The 22,860-nt window shown below is 69.8% G+C and carries 16 protein-coding genes; 12 read left to right on the top strand and 4 right to left on the bottom strand.

Translation table 11 applies throughout. The features are described from left to right. The first annotated feature begins 137 nt into the window (after positions 1-137). Genes AC07VX_RS03610 through AC07VX_RS03595 form a run of 4 tightly spaced genes read left to right on the top strand, consistent with a single transcriptional unit; the run spans position 138 to position 5,308 of the window. Complete coding sequence (locus AC07VX_RS03610; RefSeq protein WP_493163074.1) at positions 138-1,916, top strand: FAD-dependent oxidoreductase; 1,779 nt, start codon at positions 138-140, stop codon at positions 1,914-1,916. Further along, positions 1,913-3,760 carry a 2-oxoacid:acceptor oxidoreductase subunit alpha gene (locus tag AC07VX_RS03605; protein ID WP_493163075.1) on the top strand — a complete coding sequence of 616 codons (1,848 nt, stop codon included), beginning with the start codon at positions 1,913-1,915 and terminating at the stop codon, positions 3,758-3,760. Before AC07VX_RS03610 ends, AC07VX_RS03605 begins: the two co-directional genes overlap by 4 nt. Continuing rightward, the gene (locus AC07VX_RS03600; protein WP_493163076.1) at positions 3,757-4,809 is read left to right on the top strand and encodes a 2-oxoacid:ferredoxin oxidoreductase subunit beta; all 1,053 of its coding nucleotides are present in this window, start codon (positions 3,757-3,759) and stop codon (positions 4,807-4,809) included. Before AC07VX_RS03605 ends, AC07VX_RS03600 begins: the two co-directional genes overlap by 4 nt. 10 nt (positions 4,810-4,819) lie before the next feature. Beyond that, positions 4,820-5,308 carry a hypothetical protein gene (locus AC07VX_RS03595; RefSeq protein ID WP_493163077.1) on the top strand — a complete coding sequence of 163 codons (489 nt, stop codon included), beginning with the start codon at positions 4,820-4,822 and terminating at the stop codon, positions 5,306-5,308. Here the strand turns inward: AC07VX_RS03595 and AC07VX_RS03590 are convergent. After that, on the bottom strand, positions 5,305-5,922 hold the full coding sequence (locus AC07VX_RS03590) for a hemerythrin domain-containing protein (RefSeq protein WP_493163078.1): 618 nt from the start codon (positions 5,920-5,922) through the stop codon (positions 5,305-5,307). The two genes, AC07VX_RS03595 and AC07VX_RS03590, sit on opposite strands and share 4 nt — an antisense overlap. 143 nt (positions 5,923-6,065) lie before the next feature. Between AC07VX_RS03590 and tkt the strand changes: the two genes are divergently transcribed. The 4 genes from tkt (at position 6,066) to AC07VX_RS03570 (ending at position 12,437) form a co-directional block, all read left to right on the top strand. Continuing rightward, positions 6,066-8,051, top strand: a complete 1,986-nt coding sequence (gene tkt / locus AC07VX_RS03585) for a transketolase (RefSeq protein WP_493183861.1) — start codon at positions 6,066-6,068, stop codon at positions 8,049-8,051. Between the two features lie 117 nt (positions 8,052-8,168). Next, positions 8,169-9,176, top strand: a complete 1,008-nt coding sequence (locus AC07VX_RS03580) for a hypothetical protein (RefSeq protein ID WP_493163080.1) — start codon at positions 8,169-8,171, stop codon at positions 9,174-9,176. Between the two features lie 82 nt (positions 9,177-9,258). Next, on the top strand, positions 9,259-10,257 hold the full coding sequence (gap, locus tag AC07VX_RS03575; RefSeq protein ID WP_493163081.1) for a type I glyceraldehyde-3-phosphate dehydrogenase: 999 nt from the start codon (positions 9,259-9,261) through the stop codon (positions 10,255-10,257). 134 nt (positions 10,258-10,391) lie between these two features. Next, positions 10,392-12,437, top strand: a complete 2,046-nt coding sequence (locus tag AC07VX_RS03570; protein ID WP_493163082.1) for a S8 family serine peptidase — start codon at positions 10,392-10,394, stop codon at positions 12,435-12,437. Here AC07VX_RS03570 and AC07VX_RS03565 read toward each other — a convergent pair. Genes AC07VX_RS03565 through AC07VX_RS03555 form a run of 3 tightly spaced genes read right to left on the bottom strand, consistent with a single transcriptional unit; the run spans position 12,420 to position 14,303 of the window. After that, positions 12,420-13,091, bottom strand: coding sequence for a hypothetical protein (locus AC07VX_RS03565; protein ID WP_493163083.1), 672 nt, complete (start codon positions 13,089-13,091; stop codon positions 12,420-12,422). The genes AC07VX_RS03570 and AC07VX_RS03565 overlap by 18 nt on opposite strands. Next, positions 13,091-13,822, bottom strand: a complete 732-nt coding sequence (locus AC07VX_RS03560; RefSeq protein WP_493163084.1) for a biotin--[acetyl-CoA-carboxylase] ligase — start codon at positions 13,820-13,822, stop codon at positions 13,091-13,093. The genes AC07VX_RS03565 and AC07VX_RS03560 overlap by 1 nt, the downstream gene beginning before the upstream one ends. Positions 13,823-13,826: 4 nt before the next feature. Next, positions 13,827-14,303, bottom strand: coding sequence for an SET domain-containing protein (locus AC07VX_RS03555; protein WP_493163085.1), 477 nt, complete (start codon positions 14,301-14,303; stop codon positions 13,827-13,829). A gap of 119 nt (positions 14,304-14,422) precedes the next feature. Between AC07VX_RS03555 and AC07VX_RS03550 the strand changes: the two genes are divergently transcribed. The 4 genes from AC07VX_RS03550 (at position 14,423) to AC07VX_RS03535 (ending at position 22,841) form a co-directional block, all read left to right on the top strand. Then, positions 14,423-17,026, top strand: coding sequence for a DNA topoisomerase III (locus AC07VX_RS03550; RefSeq protein ID WP_493163087.1), 2,604 nt, complete (start codon positions 14,423-14,425; stop codon positions 17,024-17,026). Between the two features lie 63 nt (positions 17,027-17,089). After that, positions 17,090-18,964 carry an ATP-binding protein gene (locus tag AC07VX_RS03545; protein ID WP_493163088.1) on the top strand — a complete coding sequence of 625 codons (1,875 nt, stop codon included), beginning with the start codon at positions 17,090-17,092 and terminating at the stop codon, positions 18,962-18,964. Further along, positions 18,965-19,948, top strand: coding sequence for an AEC family transporter (locus tag AC07VX_RS03540; RefSeq protein ID WP_493163089.1), 984 nt, complete (start codon positions 18,965-18,967; stop codon positions 19,946-19,948). 70 nt (positions 19,949-20,018) lie between these two features. Next, complete coding sequence (locus AC07VX_RS03535) at positions 20,019-22,841, top strand: M16 family metallopeptidase (RefSeq protein WP_493163090.1); 2,823 nt, start codon at positions 20,019-20,021, stop codon at positions 22,839-22,841. Positions 22,842-22,860 lie beyond the last annotated feature (19 nt).

Genomic DNA, 22,860 nt, shown 5'->3' with positions numbered 1-22,860 from the left:
CGGAATGGCCGGCGCTGCATGCTGCGCCGCTGTGGAGTGCGTCGACATCCCCAGCTTGCAAAGGGTTTCCACAGGGATGAGGACGAAGGCGCCGTCCTAGACTGGGCTCACAAAAAGCGCACCACGGAGGAGACACCGTGCAGCGGACCGACATCTCGGACCCGGCCTATTTCCACAAGGTCGTCGATTGCCAATGGGCCTGCCCGGCGCACACCCCCGTGCCCGAGTACATCCGCCTCATCGCCCAGGGGCGGCATGACGAGGCCTACTGGGTCAACTGGGTCAGCAACGTCTTCCCGGGCGTGCTCGGGCGCACCTGCGACCGGCCCTGCGAGCCTGCCTGCCGGCGCGGGCGCGTGGAGGAAAAGCAGGCGGCCAAGCCGGAGCCCGTGGCGATCTGCCGTTTGAAGCGCGTGGCGGCGGATAGCAAGACGGACGAGTTCCGCGCCATGCTGCCCAAGCCCGCGGCGAGGAACGGCAAGCGCGTTGCCTGCGTGGGCGCCGGGCCGGCGTCGCTCGCGGTGGCGCGCGACCTGGCTCTGGAGGGCTATGCCGTGACCGTCTTCGACGGCGAGGCCAGGCCCGGGGGCTTCATCCGCACGCAGATCCCGCGCTTCCGGCTGCCGGAGCGCGTCATCGACGAGGAGTGCGGCTACATCCTCGGCCTGGGCGTCGAGTGGCGCGCCGGCCAGCGCGTGGACTCGATGAAGGCGCTGCTGGCCCAAGGTTGGGATGCCGTCTTCGTCGGCTGCGGCGCGCCGCGCGGCCGCGACCTGGCGCTGCCGGGCCGCGAGGAGACGCGGGCCCAGGTGCACATCGGCATCGACTGGCTGAGCAGCGTGTCCTTCGGTCACGTGACGGCGGTGCAGCCGCGCGTCATCGTGCTGGGTGGCGGCAACACGGCCATGGACTGCTGCCGCTCGGCGCGACGGCTTGGCGCGTCGTCGGTGACGGTGGCTGTGCGCAGCGGCTATGCGCAGATGAAGGCGAGCCCGTGGGAGAAGGAGGACGCCGAGCACGAGGGCATCCCCATCCTGGATTTCCACGTACCGCTGGCCTTCGAGCATGTGGACGGCAAGCTGACCGGCATGCGCTTTCGCAAGGCGCAGACCGGCGAGGAGGTCGTCATCCCCTGTGACGAGGTGCTGATCGCGGTCGGTCAGGAGAACAGCTTTCCGTGGATCGAACGCGATGCTGGCATCGCCTTCGGCGACGACGGCCTGCCGGTGCTGAACCCGACCAGCTTCCAGTCCACACTGCCCCAGGTCTTCTTCGGTGGCGACGCGGCTTTCGGCCCCAAGAACATCATCACCGCCGTGGCGCACGGCCACGAGGCCGCCGTCAGCATCGACCGCCTGCTGCACGACGAGCCTGTCACGCAGCGCCCGCCGCCGCACGTCAACCTCGTGTCCCAGAAGATGGGCATCCACGAGTGGAGCTACGACAACGCCATCACGCTGGACGCGCGCAGCAAGGTGCCGTGGGCGGCGGCCGAGAAGGCGCTGGCCAGCATCAAGGTCGAGGTGGAGCTGGGCTTCGACGCCCAGGCTGCGCTGAAGGAGGCCGGGCGCTGCCTGAACTGCGATGTGCAGACCGTATTCGCGCCCAAGCTCTGCATCGAATGCGATGCCTGCGTGGACATCTGCCCGATGGACTGCATCACCTTCACCGACAACGGCGACGACCTGCGCGAGCGGCTCAAGGCGCCGGCGCTGAACCTGCTGCAGGACATCTACGTGGAGGGCGGCTTGAAGACAGGGCGCGTGATGGCCAAGGACGAGGACGTCTGCCTGCACTGCGGCCTGTGCGCCGAGCGCTGCCCGACGGGGGCCTGGGACATGCAGAAGTTCCTGCTCGTCACCGCCAAGGCCGGCGCGGCCTGCCGCGACCATGCCACTCGCAAGGAGGCTGCATGAGCCGTATCGAGGCAGTGAACGACTTCGTCGTCAAGTTCGCCAATGTCAACGGCTCGGGCTCGGCCTCGGCCAACGAGCTGTTCGCTCGCGCCATCCTGCGCATGGGTGTGCCGGTCAGCCCGCGCAACATCTTCCCGAGCAATATCCAGGGCCTGCCGACCTGGTACGAGGTGCGCGTCTGCGAGGCCGGCTGGCTGGGCCGGCGCGGTGGCGTGGACCTGATGGTGGCCATGAACCCGCAGACCTGGGCCCAGGACCTGGCGGAGATCCAGCCCGGCGGCTATCTGTTCTACGACAGCACCAAGCCCATGCCGGCCAGCGCCTTCCGGCCCGATATTCACGTCATCGGCATGCCGGCCACGGCCATCTGCAACGCCACTTACGACGTGCCGCGCGAGCGCACGCTGTTCAAGAACATCCTCGTGCTGGGGGCGCTCAGCGAGCTGATGGGCATTGAGGCGGCGGTGATCGAGAAGCTGTTTGCCGAGCAGTACAAGGGCAAGGAGCGGCTGCTGGACTCCAACGTTCGCGCACTGCACGCCGGGCGTGAGTTTGCGCGGGATCATTTGTCGGTGCAGCCCTTCGGCCTGAAGGTGAAGCGCGCCGACAAGGTGGGCGACAAGATCTTCCTGGAGGGCAATGCCGCGACGGCCCTGGGCTGCGTGTACGGCGGCGCCACCGTCTGCGCCTGGTATCCGATCACGCCGTCGTCCTCGGTGGCCGAGGCCTTCGAGAAGTACGCGGGCAAGTTCCGCGTCGATGCCGACACCGGCGAGAAGCGCTACGCCATCGTGCAGGCCGAGGACGAGATCGCCTCCATCGGCATCATCACCGGCGCCGGCTGGAACGGCGCGCGCGCCTTCACGGCCACCTCGGGCCCTGGCGTTTCGCTGATGACCGAGTTCCTCGGCCTGGCCTACTTCGCCGAGATCCCCTTCGTCGTCATCGATGTGCAGCGCGGCGGCCCCAGCACCGGCATGCCCACGCGCACCCAGCAGGCCGATTTGCTGTCCAGCGCCTACGCCTCGCATGGCGACACGCAACATGTGCTGCTGCTGCCCGAGGACCCGCGCGAATGCTTCGAGTTCGCGGCCACGGCCCTGGACCTGGCCGAGCGCCTGCAGACGCCCGTCTTCCTGATGAGCGACCTGGACATCGGCATGAACCAGCGCCTGTGTGCGCCCCTCGAGTGGGACGACCAACGCCGCTATGACCGTGGCAAGGTCATGACGGCCGAGCAGCTCGAGGCCGGCCGCGAGTTCGCCCGTTACAAGGACGTGGACGGCGACGGCATCCCCTGGCGCACGCTGCCCGGCACCCACCCGAGCAAGGGCGCTTACTTCACGCGCGGCACGACGAGGAACGAGCAGGCCATCTACTCCGAGCGTGGCGACGACTACATCCGCAACGTCGAGCGGCTGAAGCGCAAGTTTGCGACCGCGGCCCTGCTGGCGCCCCAGCCTCTGGTGCGGGCCGCGGCGCAGAAGACGCGGCTCGGCGTTCTCTACTTCGGCTCAACCGCGCCGGCCATGGACGAGGCCCTGGTGGCGCTGTCGGAGGCCGGCATCCACATCGACGCGATGCGGCTGCGCGCCTACCCCTTCGCGCCCAGCGTGGCCGAGTTCATCGCCGCCCACGACGCCGTCTTCGTCGTCGAGCAGAACCGCGACGCGCAGATGCGCCGCATGCTGGTCAACGAGCTGGAGGTGGCGCCCGCGCAGCTGATCAAGGTGCTGCACTTCGACGGCACGCCCATCACGGCCCGCTTCATCACAGACGCGATCACGCGCCACGTCCACGCGCTGGCAACTTCACCAAGGACAGCCCCGAGGAGCGCAGCATGACCTACCTCGCCAAACCCAGGCTGCACCACCCCAGCCTCACGAGGAACAAGGTCGGCTACACGCGCCGCGACTACGAGGGCAAGGTCTCGACGCTGTGCGCCGGCTGTGGCCACGACTCGATCTCCAGCGCCATCGTCCAGGCCTGCTGGCAGCTTGACATCGAGCCGCACCGCGTCGCCAAGCTGTCGGGCATCGGCTGCTCCAGCAAGACGCCCGACTACTTCCTCGGCGCCAGCCACGGCTTCAACACCGTGCACGGCCGCATGCCCAGCGTGCTGACCGGGGCCTACCTCGCCAACCGCGAGCTGCTCTACCTCGGCGTGTCGGGCGACGGCGACTCCGCCTCCATCGGCCTCGGCCAGTTCGCCCATGCGATGCGCCGCGGCGTGCGCATGGTCTACATCGTCGAGAACAACGGCGTCTACGGCCTCACCAAGGGCCAGTTCAGCGCGACGGCCGACAAGGGCTCGGTCGCCAAGAAGGGCGCGACCAACAACGACGCCGCCATCGACCTCGCGGCGCTGGCGCTGCAGCTGGGCGCCACCTTCGTTGCGCGCAGCTTCTCGGGCGACAAGGCCCAGCTCGTGCCGCTGATCGAGGCCGCCATCCGCCACGGCGGCGCGGCCTTCATCGACGTCATCAGCCCCTGCGTGGCCTTCAACAACCACGCCGGCTCCACGCGCAGCTACGACCATGTCCGCGCCCACAACGAGGCGCTGAACCGCATCGACTTCATCGATCTGGCCGAAGAGCAGGTCGTCGAGCACTCGCCCGACGTCATCGACGTCCCGCAGGCCGACGGCAGCACGCTGCGCCTGCGCAGGATGGCCGCCGACTACGACCCCACCGACCGCCTCGGCGCCATGAACGCCATGCAGCTGCGCGCCGCGGCCGGCGAGATCGCCACCGGCCTGCTCTACGTCGACCCCGCCGCCCGGGATTGGCATGCCGCCCAGCGCACCGTGGCCAGCCCCCTGAACACGCTGGGTGAAAAAGCACTCTGTCCGGGCGCGGCGGCGCTCGAAAAGATCAATGCCGGGCTGAGATGATGCGCGGGCCATGCGCCCACATCACCTCACCCTCTTCCTCGCCGCAGCCCTCTGCGCCTGCGCCAGCTCCAGCCAGGACAAGGTTGCCACCGCGGCGACGACGCCGCTGAGCGATCTCAACGTCGTGCGGGCCGACATTCCCGACGTCCTGAAGGCCGCCGCCACTGCGCCCTATGCCTTGCCGGCCGACGGCAGCTGCGCGGGCCTCGCCGCTGACATTCGCGCGCTCGACGAAGTGCTCGGTCCTGATCTCGACGCACCGCACACGGCCGGCAACCCCGGCCTGCTGGACCGCGGCGAGGATGCCGCCACCGGTGCGTTGCAGCGCACTGCCGAGGGCGTCATTCCTTTTCGCGGCTGGGTGCGCAAGCTGACCGGCGCAGAGCGCTACGCCCGCCAGGTCAGCGCGGCCATCACGGCCGGCGGCGTGCGGCGCGGCTTCCTGCGCGGCCTGGCGTCGGCCAAGGCCTGCACGGCGGCACCGGCCAAGTCCGTTTAAGGCGGGGGCGGCAGCGCCGGGCCCCAGCCCAGTGGTGCCGGCAGGGCCGCCAGGATGCGCTGGCGCAGCGGCGCATAGGCCTCGTCGACTTGCTGACCGGCGCGCGGCGCGAGGGGATCCTGGTGGCTGCCGAAGGCCTCGTCGAGCTCGGCCCAGTCCGCGGCCGACAGCAGGGCCGCCGCGCGCGGCAGGATCTCGGTTTCCTCGCGCTTCATGTGGCGCAGGTAGCGGGCGGTGTAGACCTTGAGCTGCTGCTCGAACTTCTCGCGCCGCGGCTCGCCCATCTGCTCCCAGGCCAGCAGGCTGTGCTGCAGCTCGCGGATGGCGCGCTCGCCCTGGGCGTGGTCGGCATCCAGGTCGTCCAGCACGAGGCGCAGATCCGGCGCCTGTGCGCGCAACTTGGGGAAGAGCAGCTCGCTTTCCTTGGTGTGGTGCAGGCGCTCGGGGAACTCGTCGACGTAGAACAGCATGGCCCGCAGCGCGCCGAAGTCGGGCGTCGTGCCGGCGCGGCGTTGGGCTTCCAGCAGCAGCGGCACCGTTCGCAGCATGGCGGCCAGGGCATCGTGCTCGGCGCGGATGACGCGCACGGCCAGGGGCATGGTCGAGGAGGGCATGTTTCGAAGCGTCGCGCGGCGGCGGCAAGCCGACCTTGCGCTGGATCAAGCCACGGCGAGCCACCCCCGTAAAATCCCTGGTTTTGCCCAACCGCCCAAGGAAAGCCCCGGCCATGACTGCATCGACCGCCTCCCCCACTCTCATGGCCAACGCGATCCGCGCCCTCGCGATGGACGCGGTGCAGGCAGCCAACTCGGGCCACCCGGGCGCTCCCATGGGCATGGCCGACATCGCCGTGGCGCTGTGGGCGCGGCACCTGAAGCACAACCCGGCCAACCCGCACTGGGCCGACCGCGACCGCTTCGTGCTGTCCAACGGCCACGGCTCCATGCTGATCTACGCCCTGTTGCACCTGACGGGCTACGAGCTGCCCATCGAGGAGCTGAAGGCCTTCCGCCAGTTGCATAGCAAGACGCCCGGCCACCCCGAGGTGGGCATCACCGCCGGCATCGAGACGACCACCGGCCCGCTGGGCCAGGGCGTGACCAACGCCGTCGGCCTGGCCCTGGCCGAGAAGCTGATGGCGCGCGACTTCAACCGCGACGGCCATGAGATCGTCAACCACCACACCTACGTCTTCCTGGGCGACGGTTGCCTGATGGAAGGCATCTCCCACGAGGCCGCCGCCCTGGCCGCTTCGTGGAAGCTGAACAAGCTGATCGCCATCTACGACGACAACGGCATCTCCATCGACGGACAGGTCGCGCCCTGGTTCGGCGACGACACCGCCAAGCGCTTTGCTGCCTATGGCTGGAACGTCGTCGGCCCGGTGGACGGCCATGACGTCGACGCGGTCGACGCCGCTATCGCCCAGGCCAGGAAGAGCGCCGACAAGCCCACGCTCGTCATCGCCAAGACCCACATCGGCAAGGGCTCGCCCAACCGCGCCAACACGGCCAAGGCCCACGGCGAGCCGCTGGGCGCCGAGGAAATCAAGCTGACCCGCGAGGCCATCGGCTGGACGCACGAGCCCTTCATCGTGCCGCCCGAGGTCTACACCGCCTGGGATGCCAAGTCCGCCGGTGACCGCGCCGAGAGCGAGTGGGACCGGCGCTTCGACGCCTATGCCGAAGCCCACCCCGAGCTGGCCGCCGAGTTCCAGCGCCGCATGGCCGGCGTGCTGCCGGCCGACTTCGCGCAGATCGCCGTCGACGCCGTCGTCAAGGCCCATGCCGACGCGCAGACCGTCGCCAGCCGCAAGGCCAGCCAGATCGCGCTGGAAGCCTTCACCGCCAAGCTGCCCGAGATGCTGGGCGGCAGCGCCGACCTGACCGGCTCCAACCTCACCAACACCAGCTCGACGCCCAACCTGCGCTTCGAGGCGAATGGCACGCCCAACAACGGCCGGCACATCAACTACGGTGTGCGCGAGTTCGGCATGGCCGCCATCATGAACGGCGTGGCCCTGCACGGCGGCTTCATCCCCTACGGCGGCACTTTCCTGACCTTCAGCGACTACAGCCGCAACGCCATCCGCATGGCCGCGTTGATGAAGCAGCGCGTCATCCACGTGATGACGCACGACTCCATCGGCCTGGGCGAAGACGGCCCGACCCACCAGTCCATCGAGCACGTTGCGTCGCTGCGACTGATCCCCGGCCTGGACGTCTGGCGTCCGGCCGACACGACCGAGACGGTGGTCGCCTGGACCATGGCCCTGGGCAACGCCCAGCGCCCCAGCCTGCTGGCGCTGAGCCGCCAGAACCTGGCCTACTCGCCCAAGACCAACGTCGACGAGATCGCCAAGGGCGCCTACGTGCTGGCCGAACCGCCCAAGGGCAAGGCCAAGGCCGTCATCATCGCCACCGGCTCCGAAGTGCAGCTGGCCATGGCCGCGCAGAAGCTGCTGGCCGACGAGGGCGTGAAGGTGCGCGTTGTCTCCATGCCGTCCACCAACGTCTTCGACCGCCAGGACAAGGACTACAAGAAGAGCGTGCTGCCCAAGGGCCTGCCGCGCGTGGCCGTGGAAATGGGTGTCAGCGACTTCTGGTGGAAGTACGGCGTGGACGCCGTCGTCGGCATCGACAGCTTCGGCGAATCGGCCCCGGCGCCGGTGCTGTTCAAGCACTTCGGCTTCACGCCCGAGAACGTGGCGGCCACCGTCAAGGCCGTGCTGAAGAAGAAGTGATCACGCGGCACGCGCCGCGCCGAATGACCACGAGGGCCGCTTTTGCGGCCCTTTGCTTTTGGGCCCGCCGTCCTGCGCTACAAACCCGCCTGCATCGAAAAGACCAGGGAGGTTCGGATGCGCAATGTCTTCATGGCCCTTGCGGCTGGCTTTCTCGCCTGCGCCGCGCAGGCCCAGGTGGTCGAGATCGACCGTGTCGACCCCCAGGCCCTGGCCTGCCTGCACAAGGGCGGCCCCGCCATCCGCTACCCCGCACGCGACGAGCAGATGCGCCTGCCCGGCCATGTGCGCCTCAGCCTCAGGTTCACGGCGCCGGACCGTGCGCCCGAGGTCACGGTGCTGTTCCGCGCCGCCAGCGAGGCCATGCTGGACGAGGTGAACTGGTTCGTGCGCGGCTACCGCCTGCCCTGCCTGCCGGCAGGGGCGCAGAGCGTGCTGGCGGTGCAGGAGTTCGAGTTCACGCCCCGCGTGACCGACCCCATCACCTGGACCGCGCCACGCGCTGTCGCGGAGCGCGAGGAGGCCCTGCAGGGCCGCCCCAAGGCGCTGGCCTGCATGCGTACGCCAAAGGAGCCGCCCGAGTACGGCGGCTCGACGCTGCAGCGCGAGGTGGCCAACGCCTTCGTCGAGCTCAGCTTCACCGCACCCGATGCGCCGCCGGACGTGAAGATGGCCTATGCCAGCGTCGGCGAGCGCCAGGCCAGGGTGGTGGCCGACTATGTGCGCCAGTACCGCCTGCCCTGCCTGGAAGCGGGCGCCAAACCCTACGTGGTGCAGCAGCACTTCCAGTTCCGGCCCTACGGCGTGGGAGCCCGGGTGTTCAAGGACGCGGTGCCGCTGGTCTCCTTCCTGTCCAACATGAAGGGCATTCAGGCCATGCGCACGGACTTTGACCTCAACACCATGTCCTGCCCCTTCCAGATGGCCTGGACCCTGGGCAGGCCGGCGCTGGACAACCGCGTCGGCGAGGTCGGCAAACCCGACCTGAACCGCACCGAGTTCCTGGCCTGGCTGGCGGGCCTGGAGATGGAGGTGAAGGCCACGCAGTTCGAGCAGCTGGTGGGCCAGACTGTCATCGTCAACGTGCCCTGCGGCCGGCTGGCGCTGGCGCCGAAGGCTGAGTGAAATCGCGCCGAAACCACCCCCTCGCCCGAATCGCCGAGAATCCCGCCCGCGCAGAATTTTTCATCCTCCTGGAGACTGTTCCATGACCATCAAGATCGGCATCAACGGCTTCGGCCGCATCGGACGCATGGTGTTCCGTGCCGCCATTGCGAATTTCAAGGACATCGAGGTCGTCGCGATCAACGATCTGCTCGAACCCGATTACCTGGCCTACATGCTGAAGTACGACTCGGTGCATGGCCGCTTCGAGGGCGAGGTTTCAGTGGACGGCAACACCCTGGTCGTCAATGGCAGGAAGATCCGCCTGACCGCCGTCAAGGACCCGTCCGAGCTGAAGTGGGCCGAGGTCGGGGCCGACATCGTCATCGAAGCCACGGGCATCTTCCTGGACAAGGCCGGCGGCGAGAAGCACCTGGCCGCGGGCGCCAAGAAGGTCATCTTCTCGGCCCCGTCCAAGGACGAGACGCCGATGTTCGTCTTCGGCGTGAACCACACCAAGTACGCCGGCGAAGCCATCATCTCCAACGCCTCCTGCACCACCAACTGCCTGGCACCGCTGGCCAAGGTGCTGAACGACAAGTGGGGCATCAAGCGCGGCCTGATGACCACCGTGCACGCCGCCACCGCCACGCAGAAGACCGTGGACGGCCCGAGCAACAAGGACTGGCGCGGCGGCCGCGGCATCCTGGAGAACATCATCCCCAGCAGCACCGGCGCCGCCAAGGCCGTCGGCAAGGTCATCCCCGAGCTGAACAAGAAGCTGACCGGCATGAGCTTCCGCGTGCCCACCAGCGACGTGTCGGTCGTCGACCTGACCGTCGAGCTGCTGAAGGACGCCAGCTACGAAGAGATCTGCGCCGAGTTCAAGGCCCAGAGCGAAGGCGCGCTGAAGGGCGTGCTGGGCTACACCGAGGACAAGGTCGTGGCGACCGACTTCCGCGGCGACCCGCGCACCTCCATCTTCGACGCCGACGCCGGTATCGCGCTGGACGGCACCTTCATCAAGCTCGTGTCCTGGTACGACAACGAGTGGGGCTACTCGAACAAGTGCCTGGAAATGGTGCGCGTCGTCAACGGCTGAGCCGTCGTTTGACACCGTCATGAAGGCCCCGCCCCGGCGGGGCCTTCTGCTTTCTTGCACGCCACATTTGTTTGCGAATGGCCGCCGGGGGCGCACCTAAACTGGCCGCCCCTGCACTGCATGAGTCTGCCGACATGAAGCCCTTGCGCCCGCTGCTGATCGCCACCCTGGCCGCGCTGGCTTGCCTGCCCGCCCTGGCGCAGTCGGCCGAGGTCGAAGCGCGGGTCATCGTGCGCTTCAAGCCCCAGGCCGACAGCGTGCGCGCCAAGGCCTTGGGCCTGCGGGCCACGCGCGGCGAGGCGCGCGAGATCGCGCAGACGCGTGCGACCGCCCTGGGCCTGCGCACCGGCCACCGGCTCGCGGCCGGCATCAGCCTGGACGAGCGCACCCATGTCGTCTTCGCCAAGGGCCTGACCGGCGCCCAGCTCGCCAGGCGGCTGGCGGCTGACGGCGAGGTCGAGCTGGTGGCGGTGGATCAGCGCCGCAAGCACGCCAGGCTGCCCAACGATCCCCTGTTCGGCGGCGCGGACGTGAACCCGGAGACCACCGTCGGCGGCATCCAGGCCCGCACGATCGACCAGTGGTATCTGAAGGCGCCCAGCAGCACGCCGGGCCAGGTCGTTTCCAGCATCAATGCGCCGGCGGCCTGGGATGTGACGACGGGCGCGACCACGGCCATCGTCGCCGTGCTCGACACCGGCGTGCGCATGGACCACCCCGACCTGGCCGGCCAGTTCGTCAGCGGCTACGACATGATCGGCTTCGGCAGCCCGGGCGCCACCTCCACGGCCATCGCCAACGACGGCGGCGGCGCCGATGCCGACCCCTCGGACCCCGGCGACTGGGTCACGCAGGCCGACATCAACGGCGGCACCCTGGGCAGCGGCTGCGACAGCAGCGACATCGGCAACAGCTCCTGGCACGGCACACGCGTGTCGGGCCTCATCGGGGCGCTGAGCAACAACGGCGTCGGCATGGCCGGCGTGGGCTGGGGCCTGAAGATCATGCCCGTGCGCGTGCTGGGCAAATGCGGCGGCTACGACAGCGACATCATCGCCGGCATGAAGTGGGCAGCCGGCGTCGCCGTGCCGGGCCTGCCGGCCAACGCCAGCAAGGCCAAGGTGCTCAACCTCAGCCTGGGGGGTAGCGGCAGCTGCGGCACCAGCGGCACCGGCGCGCTCTACCGCGACGCCATCACCCAGGTCAACGCGGCCGGCGCCACCATCGTCGTCGCGGCCGGCAACTCCGAGGGCCAGGCCGTGGGCCTGCCGGGCAACTGCCCCGGCGTCGTCACCGTGGCGGCACTGCGCCACGTGGGCACCAAGGTCGGCTTCTCCAGCCTGGGCACCGAGGTGACCATCGCCGCGCCGGGCGGCAACTGCATCAACGTCGGTGCCGGCCAGGCCTGCCTGTATCCGATGATCAGCACCACCAACTCCGGCACGACGACGCCGGTGGCCGCCGACGGCGCCTACACCGGCAGCGCGGCCTCGGTCGGCACCAGCTTCTCTGCGCCCGTCGTCAGCGGCATCGTGGGCCTGATGGCCTCGGTGCGGCCGGGTCTGACCTCGGCGGAGGCGACGGCCGCGTTGCGCAAGACGGCGCGAGCGTTCCCCACGACGGGGGGCGGCAGCTCGGCCGACCCCAATCCTCCGCAGTGCAAGGCGCCGAGCAGCACAGCCGTCCAGGACGAGTGCTACTGCACTGTCGATACCTGTGGCGCCGGCATGGTGGACGCTGCGGCGGCCGTCGCGGCAGCCAAGAAGCTCAACGACGCCACGGTCGCCGTCGCGCCTTCCGCGACCAGCCTGACGGCGACGCAGTCGGCCACGTTGACGGCATCGATTGCCGGGCTCGCCACCGGCAAGTCGGCGGTGTCCACGAACTGGACGCTGCTGGATGGCGGCACGGCGCTCTCGGCCTTCAGCAGTGGTGCTGCTACGGCGACGGTGTCGTTGGTGCCCAGCGCGGCAGGCAGCTTCACGGTGCAGGCCGATGTGACCGACAGCGACGGTTTCGTGCACAGCCAGACGGCAACCTTCACCGTCGCCGCTGCGCCCGCCACTGCGCCGGCGCCCTCCAGCGGCGGTGGTGGCGGCGGCGGTGCAGCCAGCGCGGCCTGGCTGGCCGCGCTGCTGCTGGCAGCCCTGGCGCTGCGGCGTTCAGCTGCTCGCGGCTGAGGCCGGCGCCGCTGACGTGGCGCTGCAGGCCTTGAATCCGGCGGCCAGGGCCGCGTCCTTGCTCGCCTTGAGCTTGCCCGCCAGCAGCCCGTCGGCCTGGGGCAGGACCAGGGTGTGGCGGGTCAGCGGCGCCTTCAGCGCCAGCACGCGCAGGCCCTTCAGGCCGCGCTTGTCCAGGGCCGCGATCTCTGCGTTCGCCTCGGCCTGGCTGGCATGCTTGCCCAGCACGAAGGCGGGCTGCTCGGCGGGCAGGCCGTCCAGCGGCTCGAAGGGCAGCCTGAGTTGCTTGTAGGTGGCTTCCTTGCGGGCGCGGAACTCGGGGTCGGCGAGCCTGATGGTCGCCACCACCCACACGCCCGGCTGCTCGCTGCTGCGCACCTGGGCCTCGGCGCCGAGGGTCTTCAGCGCGGCCTGGGCGGCCGCCAGCGCAGCGTCGCCCTCCAGCGGGCCGAGCTCCAGGCAGTTGCGCTGGGCCAGGGCCGCAGCGGCGCTGGCGGCCAGGGGCTGGATGCGCTCGGGATGCTGCTGGGCGGCCAGGCGCTGCGGTTCGCGCCCCCCCTCGGCGGGCAGTCCGGTGACGGTGTCCAGCCAGCCGCGCGACCAGGCGAAGAAGAGGGCGTTCAAGGCCAACAGCACGATCACGACGATGCGCATCACAGAGCGGTCTCCAGTCTGAGGCTCAGTTCGCCGCCGCTGCAGGGCGCGATGCCGGCGGCTGTTTCCAGCAGCAGCTCGCCCCGCGCCGACACGCCGCGGGCCACGCCGGCCTGCTCGCCGACGCGCACGCGCTGACCCGAAGCGAGGTCGCGGCGCGCGAACGCGGCCTGCCAGGGCGCGAAGCCCAGCGTCTCGAAATCGGCCAGCATGGCGCGCAACGCGGGGGCCAGGCGGTCCAGCGTGGCGGCGGCGGTGGCGGTCGGGTCCAGCGTCTGCAGGGCCGCATGGCCGCTGGCGAAGGCGCTGCGGTCGGCGCCGGCCGGCAGGGAATGCAGATTGATGCCGATGCCGATGACGACGCCGCGCTGCCCGGCCGGCAAGGGGGCCGTCTCGATGAGGATGCCGCCCAGCTTGGCACCGTCCAGGAAGAGGTCGTTGGGCCACTTCAGCCTGATGCGCTCGCCCGACGGGTCGAGCACGTCGGCCACCGTGCAGCCGACGGCCAGCGACAGGCCCGACAGGTCCAGCTCGGCCGGCAGCGGCAGGGCGACGGAAAAGGTCAGCGCCCCCTCCCCGCCGGCAGCGTCACTCTGCCAGGCCCGGCCCAGTCGGCCGCGTCCTGCCGTCTGGCGCGAGGCCGAGACCAGCAGCGGCCCGCCGCCGTCGCGCAGATGGGCCAGCGCCTCGGTGTTGGTCGAGCCGCACTCCGCGAGATGGCGCCGCTCCATGGCGTCAGCGCCCCGAACGTCGAGTCTTGGGCGCCAGCATCGTGCCGCGGCAGGTGGCGGCGCCGCACCAGCAGGCGAACTGCTTCTTGACCTTGGCCGTGTGGCGCTCGTCCAGCACCAGGCCGTAGTCGTAGAACAGCTCCTCGCCGGGTTCGATGTCGCGCAGGGCCTGGATGAAGACGCGTCCGTCCACCTCGTCGGCTTCGCAGTTGGGCTCGCAGGCGTGGTTGATCCAGCGCGCGTCGTTGCCGCCATGCAGCGCATCGATGACCTGGCCGCCGTCGATGTGGAAGTAGAAGGTGTGGTTGGGCTGTTCGGGATCGTGCGGGTGGCGCCGCACGGCCTCCTCCCAGCCGATGCGCTCGCCGGTGTACTCGATGATGCGCGTGCCCGCGGCGATGGGCGCCGTGGCATAGACGCCCCGGCCGTGCACGCCGGAATCACGGACTTCGATCTTGCGGCGGGGGGTTTTGGTGGGCATCAAACGCTGTGGTACGGTGATTTCATGGGTGCGCGCGTGCGTGGGCATGCGCGCGAGGCCCGGATTGTAGGCAGGGCATCGGGTTGGCCTGCCGAGGGAAGTCGAAGAGAAACCGAGAGATGAGCAAGACACTGATCATTGCGGAGAAGCCCTCCGTCGCGCAGGACATCGTCCGCGCGCTGACCCCCGTGGCGGGCAAGTTCGACAAGCACGACGACCACTTCGAGAACGACGCTTACGTCGTCAGCTCGGCCGTGGGCCATCTGGTGGAGATCGCGGCGCCGGAGGAGTTCGACGTCAAGCGCGGCAAGTGGAGCTTCGCCAACCTGCCGGTGATCCCGCCGCACTTCGATCTCAACCCCATCGACAAGAACAAGGGCCGGCTCAACGCGCTCTCCAAGCTGATCCGCCGCAAGGACGTGACGGCGCTGATCAACGCCTGCGACGCGGGCCGCGAGGGCGAGCTGATCTTCCGCCTCATCGAGCAGTACGCCCAGCCCGCCAAGGGCAAGCTCAACAAGCCCATCCAGCGCCTGTGGCTGCAGTCCATGACGCCGGCGGCCATCCGCGAAGGCTTCGAGAAGCTGCGCAGCGATGCCCAGATGCTGCCGCTGGCCGATGCCGCGCGCTGCCGCTCCGAGGCCGACTGGCTGGTGGGCATCAACGGCACGCGGGCGATGACGGCCTTCAACTCGCGCGACGGCGGCTTCTTCCTGACCACGGTGGGGCGCGTGCAGACGCCGACGCTGTCGGTCGTCGTGGAGCGTGAAGAGAAGATCCGCAAGCACGTCGCCCGCGACTACTGGGAGCTGCGCGCCAACTTCGACGCGCAGGCCGGCCAGTACGAAGGCAAGTGGTTCGACCCCGCCTGGAAGAAGAACGACGACGCGGAACGCCGCGCCGATCGCCTGTGGACGCAGGCAGAGGCCGACGAGATTGCCAAGGCCGTGCTGGGCAAGCCGGCCACGGTGACGGAAGAGAGCAAGCCCAGCACCACCAGCTGCGGCGGCCTCTACGACCTGACCACGCTGCAGCGCGAGGCCAATTCGCGCTTCGGCTTCTCGGCCAAGACGACGCTGTCCATCGCCCAGGCGCTGTACGAGAAGCACAAGGTGCTGACCTACCCGCGGACGGACTCGCGCTTCCTGCCCGAGGACTACCTGGCCGTGGCCAAGGACACGGCCAAGATGCTGGCCACCGAAGACCTGCCCGGCCCGCTGGCCGCGCTGAGTCAGCACGCCGCCAAGTCGCTGAAGGAGGGCTACATCAAGCCCACCAAGAAGGTGTTCGACAACGCCAAGGTGTCGGACCACTTCGCCATCATCCCCACGCTGCAGGCGCCCAAGAGCCTGACCGAGGTGGAGGCCAAGCTCTACGACATGGTCGTCAAGCGCTTCCTGGCGGTGTTCTTCCCGCCGGCCGAGTTCCTGGTCACGACGCGCATCTCCAAGGTGCTGGACAAGCATCACTTCCAGACCAACGGCAAGGTGCTGGTGAAGCCGGGCTGGCTGGCCGTCTACGGCAAGGACGTGGACGATGAGGACGCCAACCTGGTGCCGGTGCAGCCCAATGAGGTGGTGCGCACCGAGAGCGTGGACGTGAAGGCCCTGCAGACCAAGCCGCCGGCCCGCTACACCGAAGCCACGCTGCTGAGCGCCATGGAAGGCGCCGGCAAGCTCATCGACGACGACGAGCTGCGCGAGGCCATGGCCGAGAAGGGCCTGGGCACGCCGGCCACGCGCGCGGCCACCATCGAAGGGCTGATCAGCGAGAAATACATGCTGCGCGAGGGCCGCGAGCTGATCCCGACGGCCAAGGCCTTCCAGCTGATGACGCTGCTGCGCGGCCTGGACGTGGAAGACCTGACCCGCCCCGAGCTGACCGGCGACTGGGAGTTCAAGCTCGCCGAGATGGAGAAGGGGCGCCTCAAGCGCGAGGTCTTCATGGCCGAGATCGCGGCCATGACCGAGAAGATGGTCGCCAAGGCCAAGGGCTATGACCGCGACACCATCCCCGGCGACTACGCGACGCTGAAGACGCCCTGCCCGAAGTGCGGCGGCATCGTGAAGGAGAACTACCGCCGCTTCACCTGCAACGGCAAGAGCGGCACGGGCGACGACGCCTGCGGCTTCTCCATCGGCAAGATCCCGGGCGGCCGCAGCTTCGAGCTGGCCGAGGTGGAGCAGTTCCTGGCGAACAAGAAGATCGGCCCGCTGGAAGGCTTCCGCTCCAAGGCCGGCTGGCCGTTCACGGCGGAACTCGCGCTGGTCTATGACGACGAGATCGCCAACTGGAAGCTGGAGTTCGACTTCGGCGAGGACGCCAAGAAGGCCGAGAACGACGGCGAGCCGGTGGATTTCAGCGGCCAGCAGAGCCTGGGCGCCTGTCCCAAGTGCCAGGGCCACGTCTACGAGCATGGCGCCAACTATGTCTGCGAGCACTCGGTCGGTGCCCACGTCACCTGCGACTTCAAGACCGGCAAGGTCATCCTGACCCAGCCCATCGAGCCGGCCCAGGCTGCGAAGCTGCTGGCCGAAGGCAAGACCGACCTGCTGGAGAACTTCGTCTCCAACAAGACGCGCCGCAAGTTCAAGGCCTTCCTGGCTTACGACAAGAAGGAAGGCAAGGTCGTCTTCGAGTTCGAGCCCAGGGCCGGAAAACCCGCCGGCAAGGCCCCGCCGGCCAGGAAGGCCGCCGCGAAAAAGGCAGCGGCCAAGGGCTGATCCGGTGCTCTGGACTTATGCTCGTTGCCTGGACCTGAGCAGGCCTAACGGGGAGAGCAGGGGATGGCGTTGACACCGATCAGCATCGGCATCCAGACGCGCCTGACGGCCGGCATCGCGCTGGTCGCGAGCCTGCTGGTGCTGGCCGTCGGCTGGTACTGGACGACGCACGAGGAGGCCGAGCTGATGGCCGGCCTGCGCCAGCGCGAGGCGCGCATGGCCGGCCTCATCGAGCGCGGCTTCGCCGGGCCGATCTGGAACCTCGACCACGTCGCCATCGAGAACCTGCTCGACGCCGTCATGGCCGACCCCGAAGTGCATGCCATCGAGCTCAAGGGCCTGGGCCTGCGCGGCGGCCAGGCGCGGCGCGAGCGCAGTACGCAGACTGACGGGCCCGCCAGCGGTGCGCTGCGGCGCGAGTTCGCCGTCACCTACCAGCCGGCGGCTGATGCGGACGGCACGCAGGTCGCCTCGGCTGTCCTCGTCTTCACGCGCGACCTCGTCGACGAGCAGATCCGCCGCACGCGGGTGTTCGTCGTCCAGTTGCTGGCGGTCGTCGTCGCCGGCATCGTCATCGCCAGCTCGCTGCTGGTGCATTTCCTCGTGCGCCGGCCCGTGCTGAGGCTGGGCGCGCTGGCCCAGCGCGTGGCCAAGGGCGACCTGGGCGCCCAGGAGACCGTCGAGCGCGGCGACGAGGTCGGCGAGCTGACGATGCGCTTCAACGCCATGAGCCTGAAGCTGCGCAGCGCGGCCGACCAGGTGCAGCTCAGCTCCGAGGGCCTGCGCGCCAGCGAGGCGCGCTACCGCAGCCTGTTCGAGAACGCGACGGAAGGCATCTTCCAGGCCGACGACCGAGGCAAGGTGCTGAGCATGAACCGCGCCTTCACGCAGATGCTGGGGCTGGGCACGCAAAACCCGGTTGGCCGGCGTCTGCGCGAGCTGACCGGTATCGCCCGCGCCGAACTGCACCGCGTGGCCACCGTCATGAACGAGCAGGGCAAGATCCAGCAGGCCCAGCTGCTGCTGCGTGGCGCGGGGGGGCGCCCGCTGTGGGTGGAGCTGAATGCGCACTGGGTGGAAGGCGAGGGTGGCCAGCGCCGCATCGAGGGCATGGTCAGTGACATCTCGCTGCGCCGCCAGGCCGAGGCCGAGCTGACCCGCCACCGCGACCACCTCGAAGAGCTCGTCACCGAACGCACCGCCGAGCTCAGCGAAGCCAAGCTGCGCGCCGAAGCCGCCAATCAGGCCAAGGGCCGCTTCCTGGCCACCATGAGCCACGAGTTCCGCACGCCGCTGAACGCCATCCTCGGCTTCACGCAGCTCATGCAGATGGACACGGCCATCCCGCCCGGCCAGCAGGCCAAGCTGCAGCTGATGCGCGATTCGGGCCTGCATCTGCTGGAACTCATCAACGACGTGCTCGACATGGCCAGCATCGAGGCCGGCAAGGTCAGCCTCAAGCCCACGGCGGTGGACCTGCGCGCCCTGCTCGACATGGCCAGCGACAGCGTGCGCCTGCGGGCCGAGCAGAAGGGCCTGGCCTTCGTGCTGGACATCGATGCGCGCCTGCCCCACCTCGTCATGGTGGACGGCCAGCGCCTGCGCCAGGTGCTGCTCAACCTGCTGTCCAACGCGGTCAAGTTCACCGACAGCGGCATGGTGCAGCTGTCGGCCCGCGTCGTCGAGCAGCACGGTGCGCATGTGCGCCTGCGCCTGGAGGTGGCCGACACCGGCATCGGCATGACGCCGGCCCAGCAGGCGCGCCTGTTCCAGGCCTTCGAGCAGGTGTCGGACGCCTCGCGCCACCTCGGCGGCACGGGCCTCGGGCTGTCCATCAGCCAGCAGCTCGTGCGGCTGATGGGCAGCCAGATCCTGGCGCAGAGCACGGCGGGGCAGGGCAGCAGCTTCGTCTTTGAACTTCGCGTTGCTGTGGCGTAGATGACCTGGGCGATCGCAGCGAAGCTGCTGGCGATCCTGGTCGCCGTGGCGATCGGCTGGGCCGTCGGCCGCATGCGCTGGCTGGGCGGCGGCGCGGCCGGCAGCGACAGCGATCCGGCTCGTGTGCTGGCCAACGCGGCCTTCTACATCTTCGTGCCGGCGCTGCTGTTCCGCACCACGGCGCGGCTGGACACGGCCACGCTGCCCTGGGCCTTCCTGCTGGCCTTCTTCGTGCCGGCGCTGCTGCTGATCGCGGGGCTCTACGGGCTGCACCGCTGGCGCCGCCAACCGGGCGAGAACGTCGTCGCGCCCAGCGTGCGGGCCATCACGGCCGGCTTCGGCAACACGCTGCAGGTGGGCCTGCCGGTCGCGGCCGGCGTGTTCGGCGAGAAGGGCCTGGCCATCCACATCGCGGTGGTGAGCCTGCATGCGCTGTCCATCCTCACGCTGCTGACGGCCATCGTCGAGCTGGACCTGGCGCGCGAGCGCAGCAGCGGCAACCTGGCCGGCACGCTGCTGCAGACGGTGCGCAACACCGTCATCCACCCCGTCGTGCTGCCGGTGCTGGCGGGCCTGGCCTGGAATGCGACGGGGCTGGCCCTGCCCGCCGTGGCCGACGAGGCGTTGCAGAGCCTGGGCACGGCCGTCGTGCCGCTGTGCCTGACGCTGATCGGCATGTCGCTGGCCTATTACGGCTGGCCGCGCACCTGGCATGGCCTGGCCGGGCTCATTGCAGCCAAGCTGCTGCTGATGCCGGCCGTGGTGCTCGCCGTGGGCCACTGGCTGCTGGGCCTGAACGGCATGCCGCTGGCCGTCATCGTCATGATCGCGGCCCTGCCCACCGGCTCCAACGCGCTGATCTTCGCGCAGCGCTACCGCGCGCTGGAGGCCGAGGTCACGGCGGCCACCGTCATTTCCACCATCTTCTACGTCGCCACGGCGCCGCTGTGGCTGGCGCTGCTGGCCTGGCTTTCCCCATGGTGACTCCCGGCACTTGGCCCGGGCGCGCCGGCATCGCCCAATCACCGCATTGATTCCGAGGACTCCTGCCCCCATGAACGCACCCGCTCCCCGCCGCCTCATCGCGCTGCTGGCCCTGGCCGGCGCCCTCTCGCTGCCCGCCTGGAGCGCCCCCGCCGCGCCTGCCGTCAGCACCGAGGCCGGCCGGCTGGCCGTGCGCCACGAGAAGTTCACGCTGGCCAACGGCTTCGAGGTCATCCTCGTCGAAGACCACCGCCTGCCGCTGGTGGCCTTCAACCTCTGGGTGCATGCCGGCCCGCGCAACGAGGCCAAGGGGCAGACGGGCTTCGCCCACCTCTTCGAGCACCTGATGTTCGCCGGCAGCCGGCATGTGCCGCGCGGCGAGTTCGACAAATTCGTCGATGCCGCCGGCGGCACCGACAGCAACGGCTCCACCAACTTCGACCGTACCAACTACTTCTTCACGCTTCCGTCCAACCAGTTGGCCATGGGCCTGTGGCTGAAGGCCGACATGCTGGGCTGGATGATCGACGAGGTCGACTCCGTGGCCCTCGCCAACCAGCAGGACGTCGTGCGCAACGAGCGCCGCCAGAGCTTCGAGAACCGGCCCTACGGCATCGTCGAGGAGGCGATGTACCAGGCGCTGTACCCCGAGGGCCACCCCTATCGCGCGGCCGTCATCGGCTCGCATGCCGACATCCAGAGCATCAAGCTGGCCGACGTGAAGGCCTTCGCGCGCACCTACTACCGGCCCAACAACGCCACGCTCGTGCTGGCCGGCGACTTCGACCCCAGGCGGGCCAAGGCTCTGGTGCAGAAGTACTTCGGCACCTTGAAGGCCGGCGCCAAGGTGCCCGAGGTCCGTGTGGCCATGCCCGAGATCACGAAGGAGCGCCGCCTCGTCGTTACCGACCGCATCGAGCTGAGCCGCCTCAACCTGGCCTGGCACACGCCTTCCATGTTCGCGGCCGGCGACGCCGAGCTGGACGTGGCCGCCCATGTGCTGGGCGGCGGCAAGGCCAGCCGGCTCTACGGCCTGCTGGTGCGCGACCGGCAGCTCGCGCAGAGCGTTCAGGTGGCGCAGGACTCGCAGTCGCTGAGTTCGCTGTTCAACATCGAGATCGTGGCCCGGCCGGGCGCCTCGCTGGACGAGATCGAGCAACTCGTCGATGCCGAGATCACCCGGCTGGCGACGACGCCCCCCACGGACGCCGAGCTGGCCCAGGCCCGCGCCACCATCCAGACCCAACTGCTGCAGCGCATGGAGAAGGTCACGTCGCTGGCCGACCTCGTCAACCACTACAACCAGATGGCGGGCGACCCCGGCTTTGTCGGCCAGGACCTGGCGCGTTACGCCGCCACGACGCCGGCCGCCGTCAGCGCCACCGTCGCGCGCTGGATGCAGAAGGACCGCCGCGTCGTCGTGCAGGCGCTGCCCGGCGAGCAGGTGCTGCCGGCCGAGGTGCCCACGCCCCCGGCACCCACCCGTGTCGCCAAGGGCGAGCGCGAATCGCTGAACGCCGCCGAGACCTGGCGCAGCAAGCCGCCCGCCGCCGCCAAGGCCAAGCCGCTGACGCTGCCCGCCGCGCAGAGCTTCACGCTCGCCAACGGCCTGACCGTCATCCATTCGCCCAAGCCCGGCCTGCCGCTGGTCAGCGCCAGCCTGGTGCTGCGCGCCGGCCAGGCCGCCAACCCCGCCGACCGCGCCGGCCTGGCCAGCTTCGTCGCGGCCATGCTGCCAGAGGGCACGGCCACGCGCAGCGCGCAGCAGGTGGCCGAGAGCCTTGCCGGCCTCGGCGCGACGCTGCAGGCCCACGCCGGTGCCGAGGAGGCCCGCGTGGACTTTTCGAGCCTGAAGTCCGGCGCCCGTGAGGGCCTGGCGCTGATGGCCGACGTGGTGCAGCACCCTGCCTTCGCCGCTCCCGAGGTGGAGCGCAAGCGCGCCCAGCTGCTGGCCGCGCTGGCCCAGATGCGCGAGCAGGCCGACCAGCTGGCCGTCAACGTCGGTGCCCGCGTGCTCTACGGCGAAGGTCATCCGCTGGCCGCGGGCCCGCTCGGCGACGAGGCCAGCCTGAAGGCCATCGACGCGGCCGCGCTGCACGGCTTCTGGCAGGCGCGCTACCGCCCTGAGCGCGCGGCCCTCGTCGTGGCCGGCGACCTGACGGAGGCCGAGCTGCGCGCCCTTGTCGAGCCGCTGTTCGGCGCCTGGCAGCCCGCCGGCGCCGCAGCGCCCGAGGCGCCGCTGCCGCCGGCCCGGCCCGTCGCTGCGCGCACCGTGCTGGTCGACAAGCCGGGCGCGCCGCAGACGGCGCTGGCCGTCGTCGCGCCCGGCCCCGTGGCCGGCCGGCCCGATGCGGCCTCGGTCAAGGTCATGAACGCGGGCCTGGGCGGCCTCTTCACGTCGCGCATCAACAACCAGCTGCGCGAGGTCAAGGGCTACACCTACGGCATCTTCTCGGGCTACAGCATGGGCCGCAGCAGCGGCCAGTTCAGCATCCGCGGGAGCGTGCGTACCGACGTGACGGGTGCGGCCCTGGTCGACATGTGGAAGGAGATCGAGGGCATGCGCGCCAGGCCCATGGGCGCCGCCGAACTGCAGCGCGTGCGCAACGCCCAGCTGCTGTCTCTGCCCGGCCTGTTCGACACCAACGTCGCCATCGTGAGCGGCTATGCCGGCAACTGGGCCGCGGGCCAGCCATTGAGCGTCATCACCGACCTGCCGCGGCAGTACGGTGCCGTCACGGCCGCCAGCGCGCTGGCGGCCGCCCGCGAGCATCTGGACCCGTCCCGGCTCATCGTCGTGGCCGTGGGCGACAAGGCCAAGGTGCTGCCCCAGCTGGAGGCCGTGGCCCGCAAGCCCGAACTGCGCGACGCGGACGGCAAGCCCCAGCCCTGATTGCGTGCCGGTCGCGCCG

It is taken from the genome of Roseateles sp. GW821-FHT03B02 (genome assembly GCF_059421025.1).
The sequence above is the reverse complement of the archived record's forward strand: the minus strand, read 5'-3'. Positions and strand labels throughout refer to the sequence as shown.